This window comes from Aeromonas tecta (assembly GCF_000820185.1).
Lineage (GTDB): Bacteria > Pseudomonadota > Gammaproteobacteria > Enterobacterales > Aeromonadaceae > Aeromonas > Aeromonas tecta.
This window is the reverse complement of record NZ_CDCA01000020.1, coordinates 106,790-122,699: the sequence shown is the minus strand read 5'-3', so window position 1 is coordinate 122,699 and position 15,910 is coordinate 106,790. Positions and strand designations below refer to the sequence as shown.

Genomic DNA, 15,910 nt, shown 5'->3' with positions numbered 1-15,910 from the left:
TCAGATGGGCCAAAGTAGAACGGCACGTTCAATGCGTTCTTCCACGTATGCCTCATCTTCATCATCACTTTTAGTAAATGAGGTTCCTTTGTATGTGCTGAGTCGCTCAGACTCGCATTTCCACTCCCATCTGTTAAGTGAGCCCTGTCTATCCTGTCGCCAGGGGTTACGAAAATCGACACCGTTAAAGACGACAAAGCAGTCTATATCTCGTGATTCCGGAATTTGGTGCTTTAGGCTGTTGAGGAATGCCTCTGACCCGAAAACCAACAGGTCAACATCTGAATTGAGAGTGGCACGATCATTGGCGTATGAGCCTATAAGCCAAATTGCACTGGGAGGGGGAGAAATCAGAGTCAAGTTGTCGATGAATGCGCATGCAAGATCAGGAATATTGGGCACTTTGCTATCTCCAAATGAGGGTAAATCTACAGAGCAGACATCAATCGATGACTGCTCTGTGTCGCCATGGTAATTGGAGCAATCTGTCCGGTCACGCTTAGGCGTAGAGATCGGTTGTGCCTTGATGCTTGTGACCGGTCACAGAGCCAAGGCTTTATCCCCATTTGTGTGCCAGCATGCCACCTCGCCCTTGAAGGTGCCGCTGCAACCCTCCGGTAGGGCGTACTCGCAGTTGGGACAAATCTGCGAGGCCAGCTCTGCTTGTTGCTCCAACCAGCGCTCCCAGTCACGCCGGATCAGGGTGCTGATGTACTCATCGGCAGTGTAAGGCTCACCGGCTCCCGCCCGGGCGATGCGTAGGTGGTCCAGCTGCTGGCGCTCTCGTTCTGAGAGCTCCACCTCCACCCGCTTGATACCGAGTGCAGCCCGCCTGGCCCGTTGCTCCTGCTTGCGTTTGGTGGCTGGGTTCATGCTGTCTCCTTGCGATGGTCAGTCACTACTTGGTGCAGTGCTGGCTGGTAGGTTGGATTGAGTTGTGCGGCTGCGCCCGGGTTGGCGCGATCTATGCTGCTGCCCGGGGCTATCCAGAGTGTGCGGGCCGTTCTGGCGCAGCGGATGGTACCGCTCTGGTCGATGGCGACCGGAGTGCGGCCCTCTACCACGTGGCGCTTGCCAACGTACTGGCCATCAGCAGAGAGCACCGTCACGGTGGGGAGGCTGTCCTTGGCCTGAAAGTGGTTCGGAACTTCGACGGCGATGGCCGGCAGGGCCAGCAGCGCGGGGCGTGGATGGCGGCGGATCAGGATGGCGCAGGCCACGGCCTGCTGCTTGCCCTGCAGCATGGCCACCCACTGGCTGATCTCCTTGGCAGGCCAGCGCTGCTGGAGGATGCAGGTCACCCGGTTATCCAGGCGGCGGTATTCGTCCCTGCTGACGGTCTGGGCGCTGGCGCCTTGGCTATTGTGGTTCACGTTATGCCTCCCACTCTTCTTGTTCGCTGTAGTCGTCCTGTTCCTGCAGCCACTCCGGTACGTCCAGCCCCTCCAGCACCCGCCACATCTCACTGCGGTAAGGCTCCGGCAGCATCTCGATCCAGCGGTGCGCGCCGGCATGGCCCTGCACCTGATACACATCGCCGCAGAGCTTGATCAGCGTCGGCCAGTCCTGATCGTCTGCGGGGATGGCGTATTCATCTGGTTGGCCCTGCATGGTGGGCTGCTCGGCCCCTTCTCGTTGCCACTCCTGCGCCAGTTTGGCCTCGTCATCGTCCGGACGACCGTGGCGGCTGGACTGCAACTGGCCGTTCTCCAGCCAGAGGGTGTAACCGTCTGCGCTCACGCTGGATCCGGCTCGTAACCGGCTGATAGAGAAGGGAGATAAACCCCACTGCTCTGCCATCAACTGATCCGCGAACGCCGCTGGATCCGGCTGCGTACAGTTATTGTCAGAGCTCCAAGGAGCCGGGCTGCCGCCCGACTTAACCCCAACACCCCCAACCGAACCCCCGGCGGCCTTGGCGGCCTCATAGGTGCCTGCTGGTACCACTTCCCACCCCTGCAGGCGGGTCTTGATACCTAGGCGGGCGGTGTGCAGCCCCATCAAGCGCTTGATGCCTTCGCCATAGCTGTTGGCCTGTTCCTCGATGAGGTGGGCCAGCTTGATGGGGTGATCGGCACGGGTGGCCATGGCGCCGCCCATGGCTTCCAGGTAGCAGCGGAAGATTCCGTGATCGGCTGCGAAACGGGCCGCCTCAAAGCGCGGGTCTTGCAGCACCGGCTTGGGTGGCCCCACCAGGTCGCCATGCTTCTTGGCGTTGCTGATACGGCGCAGCTCCCGCCACACCCCGACCGGGGCGCCGCCGATCTGCTGGAAGGTGCGGATCCCCCACCAACTGGCCCAGGCGCAGGCATGCTGGGCGCCCTGGTCAGCTTTGGTACCTGCCTCGTCATCACCATCAACGTGTTCGCCGTCGATGTTCTTGGCGATATAGGCAGCGATGTAGCCGGTGGCATCGCCCTTGGACGGGTCGATCTCCTTCCAGTCGAAGCGTGGGGTAAAGTCGGTGAAGGGAATGCCCAGGTTGTTGCGCTCCAGCTCCAACAGGTCATCGGTCAGGGCGTAACGCTGAAGGGTGCTGATCACCTCATTCCGGTCGCTGGGGCGCATAAACAAAAGCATGTGCCAGTGCGGCGTACCGTCGTGATGAGGTTCGCAGACGCGGAAGCCATAGACAGGCACGCCCCATCGTTTCAGATATGAGCGGGCCCGGCTCCAGAGCTGGCCCAGATAGGCGCAGGTGTCGCGCGGGGTTGCTCCCTGGTACTTGTCATTTTCGATGGTCTTGCCGTTGCGGCCCGTCTTCCAAGCGTGAAAGCGGCTCGGGGCTGTCCAGGTGAAGAACACCCCGACATGGCCCTGCTCCTCGGCGTAGTCTTCAAAGCCGCGCATGCGGGTCATCATCTCGGCTCGGCGGTTGACCGGGTTGGCATTGCTCGCTTCCCAGCAGTCCTTCATCGAGACAACCAAGTCGTGCTGCTCGTTCATCACCTCCGACTCGGCCAGCCAGCGCATCATGGCCCGCTTGCGCTCGCGCACCACCTTCATGGTGGCGTTAGAGATGTAGGCAGAGACGCCCTTGCGCACCTTGCCCAGCAGAATGGCGATGTGCTCCTGCAGCCTGTCCCAGCAGCGGTTGATGCGCTTCTCCCACCACTTGGCAGATAGCAGGCGCACCATCACGCTCAGGATCCAGTTCTCCCTTGCCTCTTTGGTTTTGAATTTCGGCATCTTGCCGATGAATGCCCATTGGTTGGCTGGCTGCTTGATGGATTCCCATGTCTCCATCAGATCCAGTTCACCGGCTGTGGTGTTCTGCTCGATGTTTTTCCAGATGGCGGCGGTCTGGTTGGCGAACTGGTGGGCGACCCGCTTGCGGCCTTCTTCGTCGCGCAGGTGCTGGGCATCGACCGGCAGCGTCATCACCAGGGAGCGGACCCACTTAACCCGCTCCCGCAGCCAGATGTTTGCGCTGCGGCAGTTGCGAGCGGTGCCATCTTTGCGGCGGCGCACGTACTGCTTGAACAGCACCTGGGTGAACTGCATGGAAAGGCCGTCGAGCAGTTGCACCGCCCAGACCAGATCGGATTCACCAGGGGCGCCCACAAAGGCGGCCTCCAGCTTGGTACCCGGCATGGCGTTGGCGAGGGCGTCGATGCGGGCCTTGAGTGTTCTTTTTGACAGCGGAAGCTGGTTCGGTTTTGGCGTCGGCAGACGGCTGATGGCAAAACCAAATTGGCCAGCCTCGGCGGCTGGCCCTGTGTTGTTCTGGTGATTCATTGGCGATCGTGACCTTGCAACTTGATGTGGCTTCTTTTCATGCCGCCGCCTCCTGCGCATCTGCGCACATCTCTGGCAGGTTGGCGCGCACCAGAGCCGCAGCCAGTGGCGGGCATACGGCATTGCCGCAGCGAGCCACCTGCGCTGTTTTGGTGAACTTCTTGCCGGAGGCGTCGTGGTTGATCACGTAGTCAGCCGGGAAACCTTGGGCGGCAAACAGCTCGTGCGGCTCCAGCATGCGCATCCCTATATCGACGATCTGGTAATCTTCACCGCGCACGGTGACCAGTCCGAAGCGGTCCCGTGTTGTCACGGTATGCAGCGGCTCAGAACAGGGGATGGTTGAGTCGGTGCCGTAATACTTGAGCAGGAAGGCCCGAACCTCGCCGATATGCAGCCCGCCGGCGGTGACGGTGGGCATGGGCTCAGTTACCGGCTGGCCGTGCTGGCAGGTACCGTGCAGTTTTACCAGGTGGCTGGTGACCAGCGCATTGTGGTCAACCGTGGTCACAGTCGGCAGTGGCTGGGTCAGCTCTGCACCCACGACGCCGGTGTAGTGTTTGGCCAGGAAGGCGGTCACCAGCTGGCTTTTGTCTGCCTTGGCCATAACTGTGCCCAGCGGATCTTCTACGGATTGGCCGACCGAGTTGCCGAACTGGCGAGCGATGACCGGCGCCACCAGAGCGAAATGGCCGCCTTTCACTTCGGCGCAGATGGTACGCAGCGGCTCATCCGCAGGCATATTGCGCTGATGACTGGCGTTGGCATGCTCAGTGATGAAGGGGGCAAGTTGTGGTTGCACCAGAGCAAACCCCGTGGCTGCGGTGACTGTCTGTAGAGGCTCATGGAGCCCTTGACCACGGAAAGCGTCGTAGACAGTGCGGTTGCTGGTGTGATTGCACTTCACGATGAACGGCTCGGCGGCGTCGATGACGAACCGCTCCACCCCTTTGGCAATCCGGCGCATCGTGGCTTCTGCCAAGGGGCGCTTAACGTTGAGCCCCTGGGCTTTGGCCTCTTCCTGGGTGAGGAAAATACTGTGGCATGGGATTGACCAGTCGATGATGTCGGCGGCGGTACGCCATGGTTTCAGCTTGCCGGCCTTCACTTCCTTGCTATGCGGGTCACCATAGGTTGGTTTGGGCCAAACAATAGGGGCACCGTCACGGCGAGCGATCAGGAACAGGCGCTTGCGGATGGTGGGGGTGCCATAGTCGCAGGCGCGGAGCTCACGCCATTCCACCTTGTAGCCTTGGCGACGTAGTGCGTTGATGAAACTGTTGAAGGTGCGGCCCTTCTTGGCCGGGTCCGGGCGGGCGTTGCCCTCAGAGTCGATCAGCAGCGGCCCCCAGGTCTGAAATTCCTCGACGTTCTCCAGCATGATCACCCGGGGGCGAACAGTCGCAGCCCAGCGTAGGGTGACCCACGCCAAGCCTCGGATCTTCTTGCTGACCGGGGTCGAGCCCTTGGCCTTGGAGAAGTGCTTGCAGTCGGGAGATAGCCAGACCAGACCAACAGGGCGGCCTGCCACCACATCTCGCGGCACGATATCCCACACAGACTCACAATAGTGCTCTGTGGTCGGGTGGTTGACGGTGTGCATGGAGATCGCGTCTTGGTCGTGGTTGATGGCAATCTCCGGGCTGCGGCCCAGCGCCATCTCGATTCCAGTTGAAGCGCCGCCGCCACCGGCGAAGTTGTCCACCACGATCTCGTTGAAGAGGTTGAAGTTACTCATGTGCAGACAACTCCCTGATATTGTTCCGGCATGAGGCCAGCGTATGGCGGGCATGCCTCGCCATCTTTCTGGCTGCGACACACTGGCGCAGGGTCAGGTAGACCGTGCAGCGTGGGCGAGGGGATAGCTGGCGCATTTCCAGCAGGCGGCGCTGATACGAGCGCAAACGGGCCTCATCGCCCATCAGGGTGTCGAACCATCTATCCACACGGGTTTGCAGTTCGGAGATCAGGCGGTGGCTCATTTGATGGTCTCCCCCAGCCTGTGTATTGGATTGTGACTAGCCCACCACTCGGAGATCTCCCTTGCTAGTGCCAGCTCGGCGCTGCCGACGGCCAGCCAGTACACGGCGCGGATGGCACCGAGTGCCAACAGTTCCCCGACGCTGGATCTGGTTATGACATGGCGCGAATTTCCAAATTCGTCCCTTGCTGCTTCCCAGTGCTTGGTCAGTTGACTGACCTGTGCAGGCGGCTGCATGTGGGCGGGGCCCGCCTCGGTGGTGTTCTGGGCATCCTGCGGGGCTTCCAGTTCAAACAGGTCTGTCATTCCTCATCCCCCATCACTGAGTCGTCATCGAGCAGATCTGCAGGGCGGCTGGTCACGACCAGCTGCACCTGGATGTACTCATCCCCTGAATAGAGCTCGCCCAGAGCGATGCGGTTTGACTGCTCAGTGCTGGCCAGCAGCTCGGTCAGCAGCGGCAGTACGGCCTGTTCGGCGCGCCTGGCGATATGAATGGCGTCGATGCTCATGCAACCCCCTCGATGATGCGGATAAAGCCAGAGGTCAGACGCTCCATGCGGGCGTACCCGTTCTGGCCGCGTAGCCAGGTGGTACCGCAGTTGGTGTAACCCTGCTGCACCAGGTAGGCGCTGGCGGCCTTGATGCTCGGTTCGGTGTGACGAGTGATAACGGCGGCCATGGTTATGCCCCCTGCTGTTGGTTGGCATTGGTGCCGGTCAGCAACCACTGGCCGTGCTGGGCCAGCGCCGGATGGTTGGCGATCAGCAGGAACAGGTAGCCGCCGATCTCGCGGTATCCCAGCTCGTAGTTCTTGAGCGTGGTGGGCGGAATGCCCAGCAGATCGGCAAACTTGGGGCGGCTCAGGGCTAACTGCTCCCGCAACTGACGCAGGCGCTTGGCAGCATGGTGGTTCAACAGATTGATTTGGCTCGGCTGTGCGGTCATGGTCAGGCTCCTTGTGAAGTGGTGCAGGGGGTGATGCAACTGAACAGGGAGGCCCACGCCAGCGCCGTGGAGCGCTCGATAAGCGCCACACCGTTCGGATGTTGGCTAAGACGGGAGCCATAACGGCCCGCAAGCTTGCGTTGTTGGATTCGAAGGTTGCGCATAGCGCAAGGGATCGCTAAAGTTGGCATGTCAATTTTCCTAGTTGATGATTGAAGGCCCGCTTGGAGTTGCTGCTCCGTTAAGCGGGCTTTTTATTGCCCGATTGCTCGCGGGCCGTTCTGGGTTATCTGGCTGGCGGCCATGACGGCCCGTTTCATGCGCAGCTGCGCGGCTCTCTCCTTCTTCTCTCTCTCGATATCCCCGATGGCTCTGGTGGTCGGCGCCGGGTGCCACACCTTGGCGTCACAGCCGCAGCGAAACTCCCCCTGGTACTCGAGCGCGATCACCGCCATCCTGACTGCCTCGCGTTGTGCATGGGGCAGGGCTGATAGGGTTGCGGTCATCAGCTCGCCCCGTGGCTGGCGGGCGATGGCACAGATGGCCGCTTTTTTGGCCTGGCTCATGGCCAGCCAGTCGGTATCCAGACTGGAGCGCGTTTTGCCGAACAGTTCGCGCAGCAGCAGGCAGCCCGCCGTATTCATGGCCACTTGTTCGGTTGGCGTCAGGCCAGCCAGATTGCGTTCGTCGTGGTTGATTTGTTGCTGTTGCATGTGTCCCCCTTGCATGGTCATGGTGTAAAAACGAGGGGGAGAGCTCCCCCCTCATGTGTTGTCTAAGCCTCTTCTTTCTCCTTATCCTTTGCCCCCGGCTGGAGCTGGCTACGTGCTGCATTCACTGCCTTGAACGGGTGGATGGTTGAGCGCAGCGGGGCAACGTCCTTGAAGTTCACCCCCGGTTCCCAGTGGCGGCCGACGCCGCTGAGCTTGGGCAGATTGATAGCTGGGTTTGGGAGGGCGCTGGCGACGTAATACCCCGTCACTTCCACGCCGACCTGGAACACAAAACCGCAATCGTCGTTGTTGCAGCGGCAGCGCAGGATCCCGGTGAGGGGGCTCATGCGGTTGGTGCTGCGTATGGCACTTCGTGATCCGCAATGCGGGCACGGAAATCTCATGGTCTGGTCTCCTATGCGCCGAGGGCTGCGCGGGCCATGTCGGCAGCACACGCAAGACCAGGGACGGCGTGAAAGCGGTCTTCGACCTCGGTTGCCAGCAGCACCAGGTGCTCAATGCCAGCCCACAAGCCGCCGACGACGGTGTTTCTGTTGGATTTGGTGACGCGGTCACCGGCAAGAATGGTGGTCGCTTGGGCGGTGACGCCCATGATCTGGGCGCCGGCATTGAGAGCCTGCTGGGCGCGAGCCTCTGGGGCGGCGGAGGCAGCGGCAGGCAGGCGAACGGCCGTCAGGTGACAGTCAAACATCAAGCCATCAAACAGCCCGTCATCACTGGTAGCGCGATAGAGGGCGATCAGATCAACAGCAGTTAACTTGTGGCTTGTGCACGCGGGATTGAACTTGTTGTGCAACACACCGCTTTTCATACCGAGCTCTCGCTCCAGTTGGCTGATGTTGTGCGCATCCTTGAAGGCATCGCAGGCGGCGGCAAAGTGGCGGTGTGAAAAATGGTGCTTGTTTGACACTCTGATTTCCCTCAAAAGGTCGCTATGGTTAACCCACGCGTTTGAACTGGGGGGCCAACACGGACCCCGCCATCTGCTTAGCGATGAACACATGCACCTTGACCATCACCAGCTCGTTGCCGCGTGTCTTTTCCATCACATCGAGGCGGCCGGTCTTGACCCAGTGGCGGGCGGTATCGACAGAAACCCCCACCCACTCGGCAAACTTGGCGATGGGCATCAGTGGCGGGGTGTCGGGGGAGATCACCAGATTGATCGCGCTGACGGTTGCCGCAGGTGCTGACGACACGGCAGGGTTGATATGTCGAGGTGGCATGGGTGCCTTATTGTGCTGTGCGAGGTTGGGAGGGGGCGGCTTTCAACTTGCCACCGGTCAGTGACTCGAGCTTGTAAGCGCTACTTTCCGGGATAATTTCGTCCCATTGGGATACTGCGGACCTGGTGATCCCAAGTGCATTGGCTGCTTTGCTCACACCACCGAAATACTCAAGGACATCATTCTTTTTCACAGAACCTCCAGTGTCAGACTGCTTAACAGTGTCAAAACTACTTACGTTTTGCGATGGTAAGACCGCTTAACATTTGGCGCAAGCACTTTTGACATTGTTTTGTTTAGAGTGCTAAACATGAAAAGTGAACGCATCAAAGAACTAAGGAAGAAACAAGGACTTACCCAGCAAAAGCTGGGTGAGCTTGTTGGAGCTAGCAGGGCTTCGGTATCGCAATGGGAAAGTGGTGAGCATTCACCCAGCGGGGATTATCTGATTGCACTTGCGAAAGTGTTTGGGGTATCCCCTCACTGGCTTTCAACGGGGAAAGGCTCGCCCGAGCTTTCAAACGTCGAACCAGCAGTGATCCCTCAAGGAAATCGGGTACCGATCCTGAGTTATGTCCAGGCTGGTAATTGGCGGGAGGTGTGTGAGCAGGCCACAACTTTCGATGGCAATGTTGAGTATGTGTCTGCCAGTGTCGACGTTGGCCCTTGCGGGTTTGGCCTTTGGTTGCGCGGCAATTCCATGACCCCGTTCTTCAATGAGGGGGACCTGATCATCGTTGACCCTGATGAGTCACCTCGCCCTGGCGACTATGTCGTGGCCAAGAACGGTGGTGAAGAGGCCACCTTCAAGAAGTACCGGCCCCGCGGCATTGATGAGAATGGGCAAGAGGTGTTTGAGCTGGTACCGCTCAATGACGATTACCCGCCCATGCACTCCGACCGGCAGCACATCGAGATCATCGGTGTGATGGTTGAGCACCGGATATTTAGAAAACGATAGGGCGCTAGAGCGCCCTTTTTGCTAATTGAAGTTGGTTGATAGCCTTAGCTCTATAGCTAGTTAACTCAATGGGTTTCATTTAAAGGGAGTTACAATGTTTGACAACAGCAAGATAATTGACAAAGAGGCATTCTTCATCTACGAAAAATCAGATGGAGACATTGAAGGCTATCATGTTGTTAATATCAGTGTCAGCGACCATCATTTACAAGGTGTTGCTTTACCCAAGAAACAGTTCAGAACTTTTCGTATTGATAGAATCTTGGCGATGTTTAACAGCGAAAATGAATTACTTTCTGCAGATGTTCCATCACTGCTCGATTCATCTCAATCAAGGGCTTCGAAAACCCGGCCTAAACAATCTACTGGAAAAGCTGAAATTGCATTCACCGGATTCTCAAAATCGGATAGAGATCGGTTAGAGGCTCAAGCTGAAAGTGCTGGCCTAACTATCAAGAAAGACGTTACAAAGCGGCTCTCGTATCTCTGTTGCGGTCCCAACGCAGGCCCTACTAAAACAGCAAAAGCGCGTGATGCTGGTGCTCTCGCATTAACCGAGCAGCAGTTCATCAACCTCATTACTATTGGTGAGCTCCCGGAGGTCGGCGAATATGATCTCATAATGGGTTCTACAGACAATGAGCCAAGTAATGACATAGATTACATTCGTGACACGTTTACAACATGGCGCACTTTGCCAAGACGGCAATGCCTCATCGCTCGTTTCATTGACAGCTATGCTGCTGGATGGCGTTTTTGTGTTCATGAGGCTCACCGACCATCTTTGGATATTAAGTTTACTGCTATATCCACATCTAACTCAGACAAGCCAAAAGAAAAGATCTCAAAGAGTGTTTGGACTCAAGGCCACGCCTTTAACTTTATCGGTGGCGAGCTAATTTGTAGTCACGTCTCAGGCCATAGAGGCCCATGGTCTGAATTTGTAAAAATGACGAATGAGAGAGTACTATCCGTTAAGTTTTCAACCCCGGCTGGCTATGACACAGTTGACCGTATAGAGGGCGAATTTACTGGAGTTCTGCGTAGGAATAATGCCAGTTCTACTCAGGGTGAGCGAACACAAGACCGGGTCCCTTTAGCCATTAACTCTCAAGCCTATGATGAGGGAACTGTAACGATCGCCGTCTCTCAGCCTGATGGCGAGCGTTTGGTCGAGATTGAGCGAATAGCCATTACGCAGGTAGAATTTGTCGCTCTTCTCCAAAATGGAAGCTTCACGCGGACAATAACACTCCCAGATGGTTCGTCCTCCATAGAGATTTACAACCCATTTGAGCGAGATGGCCTATTTGAGCAGTCTCATCAACTTGAAACAGTATGACAGTTCGCAAACTCGATGACGGCAAGCCCAAGCTCTGGCTGGCTGAGGTTTACCCCCAAGGCCGAGATGGCCCTCGCAAACGCAAGCGCTTCGCCACTAGGGGCGAAGCCTTGGCGTGGGAAAAGCACATGCTGGCCCAGCCCTGGCAACAGCCAGAGGCGGGGAATGTGGATGAGCGGCGGCTGAACGACCTTGTGGCGCTTTGGTATGGTCGCCACGGCCAAACCCTGACGGATGGCGACCGGCGTCGTGACAAGCTGATTTGGCTGGCTGATGCGCTAGGTAATCCCTTGGCGACCGAGTTCACTGCCCAGCAGTTTGCGGCCTACCGCGAGCGGCGGCTGGCAGGCGAGCTTTATGTGCCCGGTCAGCGTAAGCAAGTATCCCCGACCACCATCAATCGTGAACTACTCTACCTGCAGGCCGTGTTCAATGAACTTGGCCGTCTGGGTGAGTGGGCCCACGGCAACCCGCTGGAGGTGCTGCGCCAGTACAAGGTGCAAGAATCCGAGCTGGCATTCCTGAATCAGGATGAAATCGAGCAGCTACTGGCGGCCTGCGCGGGACTGAAAGACTTGTGGATCATCGTGATGCTGTGCCTCTCGACTGGGGCGCGTTGGTCCGAGATAGAAAAGCTGGCTCGCTCACAGGTCGGCATCGGGCGGCTGACCTTCACCCGCACCAAGGGTAAGAAGAATCGCACCGTGCCGGTGGCCGGCTGGTTACTGGCGCTGCTGCCCAAGCGCACCGGTCGCCTGTTCGGTGACTGCTACGCCGAGTTTGAGAAGGCGCTGCGCCGCGCTGGGATCACCTTGCCGACCGGCCAACGCACCCATGTGCTTCGCCACACCTTCGCCAGTCACTTCATGATGGGTGGTGGCAACATCCTGGTGCTGCAACGCATCCTCGGTCACACCGACATCAAAATGACCATGCGATACGCCCACTTCGCCCCGGACCACCTCGAGGATGCAGTCAAACTCAACCCGATCACCGCGCTGAAAGATGGCGGCAAAATGGCGGCAGCGCTCACCAGCGACACCCAATAAGCCACATCCATCCCCAAGCAAACCAGTGAAAACACGGCAACTCATTGATTCATAGCGGCTTGCGATGGTTTCAAAATCCGCCGTTGAAAGACGTGTCGGTTCGAGTCCGACCCCGGGCACCATATTACAGTTTCATGCCGTATCACGGCAGACCAGAAACCCGCATAGCGTAAGGCTTGCGGGTTTTTTGTTGTTTCTCGTCGTATCATAAAGCCTCATGACATCCCCCCATTATTGGGGGTATCTCTGGGGGTACAAATCCCAGCAGGGGTAAAAAGTACCCCCACCTGTCCGCTATCCCGCGCCATTCCTGGCCTGTGAGGTAGTGGCTTATACCCCCAGCGTCTGCCATGTACCCCCAAGTTAAAACGGGAGATACCCCCATGCCGCTATCTGATACCGCCGCCCGACAAGCCAAGTTCAATGGCAAACAGCAGAAGCTGTCTGATGAAAAGGGCCTTTTTTTGCTGATCACCTCGTCGGGGAAATACTGGCGCCTCAAGTTCCGCTTCGCTGGAAAGGAGAAGGTGCTGGCTCTGGGGGTCTACCCAGAGGTTTCCTTGAAAGAGGCAAGAGTTAAGCGTGAGGATGCCCGCAGGCAATTGGCGGAAGGTATCGACCCCAGTCTTGCCCGTAAGCAGAGCAAGGTGGCCAGCCGGCTCGCCAGCGAACACAGCTTTGAGGCCATAGCCAGGGAGTGGCACCAGAGTCAGTTAGCCCGCTGGAGCCCAGGTCATGCCAAGCGTGTGATCGAGTCTTTGGAAGTTGATGCCTTTCCCGATCTGGGGTTGGTGCCGGTTGCTGAGCTGACAGCGCCCATCATGTTGGATGCTCTGCGCAAGGTTGAGGCAAGGGGAGCCACCGAGACAGCTGGACGGGTACTGCAGCGGATCAGCTCTGTCATGCGTTACTCCATCCAGACCGGGCGGGCCAGCTACAATCCAGCCCAAGATCTGAAAGGGGCACTGAGGGCCACCAAGCAGGAACACCGGCCGGCGCTCCCGCGGGCTGAGCTGCCGGAGTTTTACCGGCGCTTGGCTGCTGAGCCATTGAACCCTGCAACCCGCCTAGCCTTCCACCTGCTGATGTTGACGATGACCCGCCCTGGTGAGGTTCGCTTTGCTCGTTGGGATGAGTTCGATATGGAGCGAGCCGAGTGGCGGATCCCGGCTGAGCGGATGAAGATGCGGGTACCCCATCTCGTGCCCCTTTCCCGACAGGCCCTTGCTGTGCTTGAGGAGCTGCGCCAGATAACCGGACACTGTGAGCTGCTGTTCCCGAGCGAGCGGAAGCTGACTGACCCCATGAGCGAGAACACCCTGAGTTATGCCATGGGACGAATGGGCTATAAGGGGATTGCCACCCCACACGGCTTCCGGGCGCTGGCATCCACCACACTCAACGAGGAGGGCTTTGATCCGGATGTCATCGAGCGCCAGCTTGCCCATGCTGAGCGCAATAAGGTGCGGGCGGCCTACCATAGGGCCGAGTACCTGGATGACCGCCGCAAGCTCTTGCAATGGCTTGCTGACTTCTATGAGTCACAACAGGGCGGCAATGTTCGTCCGGTGAACTTCCACAGAGCAGGGTAAGAGGTAGGAGGGGGTGACACGCTAAGCGACTGCTTGACTCGTTATCACACCAGCGTTAGGATTTCCCCATCATGGCCCATTCTCTCGAGATTGGGCCTTTTTCATATCCAAACCCGGCCATCGTGCCGGGTTTTTGCGTTGGAGGATCCCAAGTCAAAATCAGCCCTATTCATCATCAAATACTGCTTTATCCCTCTTAAGCCCGACCACTGTGTCGGGCTTTTTCATTTCAGGAGAACTCACATGACAATACCGGAAACAGGATTTATTCGAGAGGCACAACTGGTGACCACGGCCAGCAAGGTGGGCCCATTGCCGTTCAGCAAGTCAACGCTTTGGAGGATGGTTGGTGAAGGCAAGTTCCCGAAGCCAATTAAGCTGGGAACCCGGGTCACCGCCTGGCGATGTGAAGAGGTTCACGAGTGGATCAACGCTCAAGGCCAAGCTGCGTAAGGAGAGGACGATGCAAAAAGAAAAAGGCCGCACCGCGAACGGCACGACCCAGCTTGAGCAGGGTCAGCATATCACCAAGTATGAATTGGTCGCCACCCACCTGCTGGAGCAGGGAGCCCAAGGCGTCAGCGCCTTGTCTGGACTAGCTGGGCTCCATGACCTCAACTTGCGCAACAGCATCGGCCTACTCCGTCGAAACCACGGGGTAGCTATCACCGATGCGTTCTTTGAGCACCAGCATAGCGGCGGCGGGACCACTCGCTTCAAGCGCTATTGGCTGGCCGACCGTGAGCAAGCCCATAAGCTGGTGGCCCTGATCAACCACTGGCGACACCAGCGCCAGGCTGCCCTGCTGGCAGACGACTACGCCGCCATTCTGTGCGCTCGCACGCCGGCAGCCATTCCCCTTCCTCCCGCCGCTTAGTCCCGAGGTATGCATGAATGAACAATATGGGCTCACTGCCCAGGGCGAAGCCTTGCCCAAAAACAGCCATCCCTTGTCAGAATTGCTGCCACTCCATCAGCAAGATATCGGTGGAGAGCCGATTCAGGCCGTCAACGCACGTGAACTTCACGCCTTCCTCAAGGTGGGCCGTGACTTCTCCACCTGGGTACAGGAGCGGATCGGGGAGTATTGCTTTATCGAGGGAATGGATTACACCGTTGTTGAAACTTTGAGCTCCCCCAATTCGGGGAGCTCAAAAGCACGCCCGCAGCGAGTGAAGGAATACCATCTTGCGCTCGACATGGCCAAAGAGCTGGCAATGGTCGAACGCAACGATGAGGGAAGGCGGGCTCGCCACTACTTCATTGAGTGTGAGCGTCGCTTATCCATAGTGGCACCTGAGCAGCAAGCCGCCGCGGTGGCTCATTGGCAGGCACAGCGGGAGGTGACCAAGGACTACCATGGGTTGATGTGCCGTGCTCTGCAGCAGACCCGAACCCGCGCAGGTAAGGAAACCAAAGCTCACCACTACAGCAACGAATCAAACATGCTCAACCGGTTGGTGTTAGGGGTGGATGCCAAGGATTGGTCTGAACTGCATGGTGGTTGCCGGGAAGTACGCCAGCACATGGACTCTTATCAGCTCGAACAGATCGCCTACCTTGAACGCAGCAACGCCACCCTGATTGATGCAGGCATGCCATTTGCGGAGCGCAAAGCACGCCTCTCTAGCATGCTGGCTGCAAATGTTGAACGGGAGGGCCGGACATGATTTACCCTCCACTCTTGTCCCACAACGTCCAACGGAGTACGATTCCTCTTGCAGCGGCAAAATCCGCTGCCGAGATTGGCGTCTCGAAAAGTGTCTTGGAGCCGACCCACGCTCTTGCGTGGTTTTTTGTCGGTGCTCGTCCCTCATTTCTAGGGGCGCTGCTGGCTTATCTGGTCGGCAGTGCCTACCGTGTTATGGCGGCTCGGGCGAGGGCTCCGCAAGGAGCGCTGGATCCCAAGGTCTCCAGTTACGCCAACCTCGTCCGGGCTGTCACCAGAAGATTGGCGTCTATCTGTGGCAGCGACAATTTGCTGACCTTGGAGGCTGCCGTCATGGCTACTGTCCCCACCCCTGCTTTACCCAAAATCTTCACCTTCCTGATCCAGCGTCAACGAGCCTGTTGTCTGGCAGAGCTTCGTCGAATCCGCACTATCTCTGTCATCGCCAATACCGAGAACCAAGCCCGCGCTAACCTGCCTGGCTTGTCGCTGGTGTTTATGTCCCGCACCCCGAGCATGGGGGTGGCCGCATGACCCAGTCCACTCCATCCCGCCTAGAGGCACTGCTCGAGCAGTTTGCCGATGCCCTGGAACAAACCGATCTATGCCTCCAAGAGCGAGCGCAGTTCAGCGCTTTGCTTGATGCCCTGCGCGTTGAGGTTGGGCTCTG

General features: G+C 58.2%; 24 protein-coding genes. 8 read left to right on the top strand and 16 right to left on the bottom strand.

Translation table 11 applies throughout. From position 1 onward, the window contains the following. From BN1137_RS23145 to BN1137_RS21815, 16 genes are all read right to left on the bottom strand, one after another. Positions 1–402, bottom strand: a complete 402-nt coding sequence (locus tag BN1137_RS23145) for a nucleotidyltransferase domain-containing protein (protein WP_198150596.1) — start codon at positions 400–402, stop codon at positions 1–3. Between the two features lie 138 nt (positions 403–540). Next, a complete protein-coding gene (locus tag BN1137_RS05295) occupies positions 541–873 on the bottom strand; it encodes a hypothetical protein (protein ID WP_050717593.1) in 333 nt (110 codons plus the stop codon). Beyond that, the gene (locus BN1137_RS05290; RefSeq protein ID WP_050717592.1) at positions 870–1,373 is read right to left on the bottom strand and encodes a hypothetical protein; all 504 of its coding nucleotides are present in this window, start codon (positions 1,371–1,373) and stop codon (positions 870–872) included. Before BN1137_RS05290 ends, BN1137_RS05295 begins: the two co-directional genes overlap by 4 nt. Position 1,374: 1 nt before the next feature. Continuing rightward, positions 1,375–3,738 (bottom strand): replication endonuclease, encoded by a 2,364-nt coding sequence (locus BN1137_RS05285; protein WP_198150595.1) that lies wholly within the window; start codon positions 3,736–3,738, stop codon positions 1,375–1,377. A 37-nt stretch (positions 3,739–3,775) separates the two neighbouring features. After that, positions 3,776–5,476 carry a DNA cytosine methyltransferase gene (locus BN1137_RS05280; protein WP_050717591.1) on the bottom strand — a complete coding sequence of 567 codons (1,701 nt, stop codon included), beginning with the start codon at positions 5,474–5,476 and terminating at the stop codon, positions 3,776–3,778. Then, complete coding sequence (locus BN1137_RS05275; RefSeq protein ID WP_050717590.1) at positions 5,469–5,720, bottom strand: hypothetical protein; 252 nt, start codon at positions 5,718–5,720, stop codon at positions 5,469–5,471. The genes BN1137_RS05280 and BN1137_RS05275 overlap by 8 nt, the downstream gene beginning before the upstream one ends. After that, the gene (locus tag BN1137_RS05270; protein ID WP_050717589.1) at positions 5,717–6,025 is read right to left on the bottom strand and encodes a hypothetical protein; all 309 of its coding nucleotides are present in this window, start codon (positions 6,023–6,025) and stop codon (positions 5,717–5,719) included. Before BN1137_RS05270 ends, BN1137_RS05275 begins: the two co-directional genes overlap by 4 nt. After that, positions 6,022–6,231: a hypothetical protein gene (locus BN1137_RS05265; protein ID WP_050717588.1), complete on the bottom strand. Its 210-nt coding sequence runs from the start codon at positions 6,229–6,231 to the stop codon at positions 6,022–6,024. The genes BN1137_RS05270 and BN1137_RS05265 overlap by 4 nt, the downstream gene beginning before the upstream one ends. Next, on the bottom strand, positions 6,228–6,401 hold the full coding sequence (locus tag BN1137_RS22700; RefSeq protein ID WP_181014759.1) for a hypothetical protein: 174 nt from the start codon (positions 6,399–6,401) through the stop codon (positions 6,228–6,230). The genes BN1137_RS05265 and BN1137_RS22700 overlap by 4 nt, the downstream gene beginning before the upstream one ends. A gap of 2 nt (positions 6,402–6,403) precedes the next feature. Next, on the bottom strand, positions 6,404–6,667 hold the full coding sequence (locus tag BN1137_RS05260) for a helix-turn-helix domain-containing protein (RefSeq protein WP_050717587.1): 264 nt from the start codon (positions 6,665–6,667) through the stop codon (positions 6,404–6,406). A 2-nt stretch (positions 6,668–6,669) separates the two neighbouring features. Then, on the bottom strand, positions 6,670–6,831 hold the full coding sequence (locus tag BN1137_RS21825) for a hypothetical protein (protein ID WP_232306896.1): 162 nt from the start codon (positions 6,829–6,831) through the stop codon (positions 6,670–6,672). 90 nt (positions 6,832–6,921) lie between these two features. Further along, positions 6,922–7,380 carry a hypothetical protein gene (locus BN1137_RS05255; protein ID WP_050717586.1) on the bottom strand — a complete coding sequence of 153 codons (459 nt, stop codon included), beginning with the start codon at positions 7,378–7,380 and terminating at the stop codon, positions 6,922–6,924. Between the two features lie 62 nt (positions 7,381–7,442). After that, positions 7,443–7,784, bottom strand: a complete 342-nt coding sequence (locus BN1137_RS21820; protein WP_083443371.1) for an Ogr/Delta-like zinc finger protein — start codon at positions 7,782–7,784, stop codon at positions 7,443–7,445. 11 nt (positions 7,785–7,795) lie between these two features. After that, a complete protein-coding gene (locus BN1137_RS05245) occupies positions 7,796–8,311 on the bottom strand; it encodes a phage regulatory CII family protein (RefSeq protein ID WP_050717585.1) in 516 nt (171 codons plus the stop codon). 28 nt (positions 8,312–8,339) lie between these two features. Then, positions 8,340–8,627, bottom strand: coding sequence for a hypothetical protein (locus tag BN1137_RS22325; RefSeq protein ID WP_157433635.1), 288 nt, complete (start codon positions 8,625–8,627; stop codon positions 8,340–8,342). Between the two features lie 7 nt (positions 8,628–8,634). Continuing rightward, entirely contained in the window at positions 8,635–8,820 is a 186-nt protein-coding gene (locus BN1137_RS21815) for a Cro/CI family transcriptional regulator (protein WP_083443369.1), read from the bottom strand. A gap of 117 nt (positions 8,821–8,937) precedes the next feature. Here BN1137_RS21815 and BN1137_RS05235 point away from each other — a divergent pair, with 117 nt between their 5' ends. The 8 genes from BN1137_RS05235 to BN1137_RS05200 all read left to right on the top strand — a co-directional run bounded on the left by BN1137_RS05235 (position 8,938) and on the right by BN1137_RS05200 (position 15,774). Beyond that, positions 8,938–9,588, top strand: coding sequence for a LexA family protein (locus BN1137_RS05235; RefSeq protein WP_050717583.1), 651 nt, complete (start codon positions 8,938–8,940; stop codon positions 9,586–9,588). A 94-nt stretch (positions 9,589–9,682) separates the two neighbouring features. Beyond that, complete coding sequence (locus BN1137_RS05230; RefSeq protein ID WP_050717582.1) at positions 9,683–10,930, top strand: BRCT domain-containing protein; 1,248 nt, start codon at positions 9,683–9,685, stop codon at positions 10,928–10,930. After that, complete coding sequence (locus BN1137_RS05225) at positions 10,927–11,979, top strand: phage integrase (RefSeq protein WP_050717581.1); 1,053 nt, start codon at positions 10,927–10,929, stop codon at positions 11,977–11,979. Before BN1137_RS05230 ends, BN1137_RS05225 begins: the two co-directional genes overlap by 4 nt. A gap of 383 nt (positions 11,980–12,362) precedes the next feature. Beyond that, complete coding sequence (locus BN1137_RS05220; protein WP_050717580.1) at positions 12,363–13,571, top strand: tyrosine-type recombinase/integrase; 1,209 nt, start codon at positions 12,363–12,365, stop codon at positions 13,569–13,571. A gap of 243 nt (positions 13,572–13,814) precedes the next feature. Continuing rightward, complete coding sequence (locus tag BN1137_RS05215) at positions 13,815–14,024, top strand: helix-turn-helix transcriptional regulator (protein ID WP_043158845.1); 210 nt, start codon at positions 13,815–13,817, stop codon at positions 14,022–14,024. Positions 14,025–14,034: 10 nt separating this feature from the next. Further along, complete coding sequence (locus BN1137_RS05210) at positions 14,035–14,448, top strand: hypothetical protein (protein ID WP_043158846.1); 414 nt, start codon at positions 14,035–14,037, stop codon at positions 14,446–14,448. Between the two features lie 13 nt (positions 14,449–14,461). After that, a complete protein-coding gene (locus BN1137_RS05205) occupies positions 14,462–15,241 on the top strand; it encodes an antA/AntB antirepressor family protein (protein ID WP_043158847.1) in 780 nt (259 codons plus the stop codon). Continuing rightward, on the top strand, positions 15,238–15,774 hold the full coding sequence (locus BN1137_RS05200) for an ash family protein (RefSeq protein ID WP_050717579.1): 537 nt from the start codon (positions 15,238–15,240) through the stop codon (positions 15,772–15,774). The genes BN1137_RS05205 and BN1137_RS05200 overlap by 4 nt, the downstream gene beginning before the upstream one ends. Positions 15,775–15,910 lie beyond the last annotated feature (136 nt).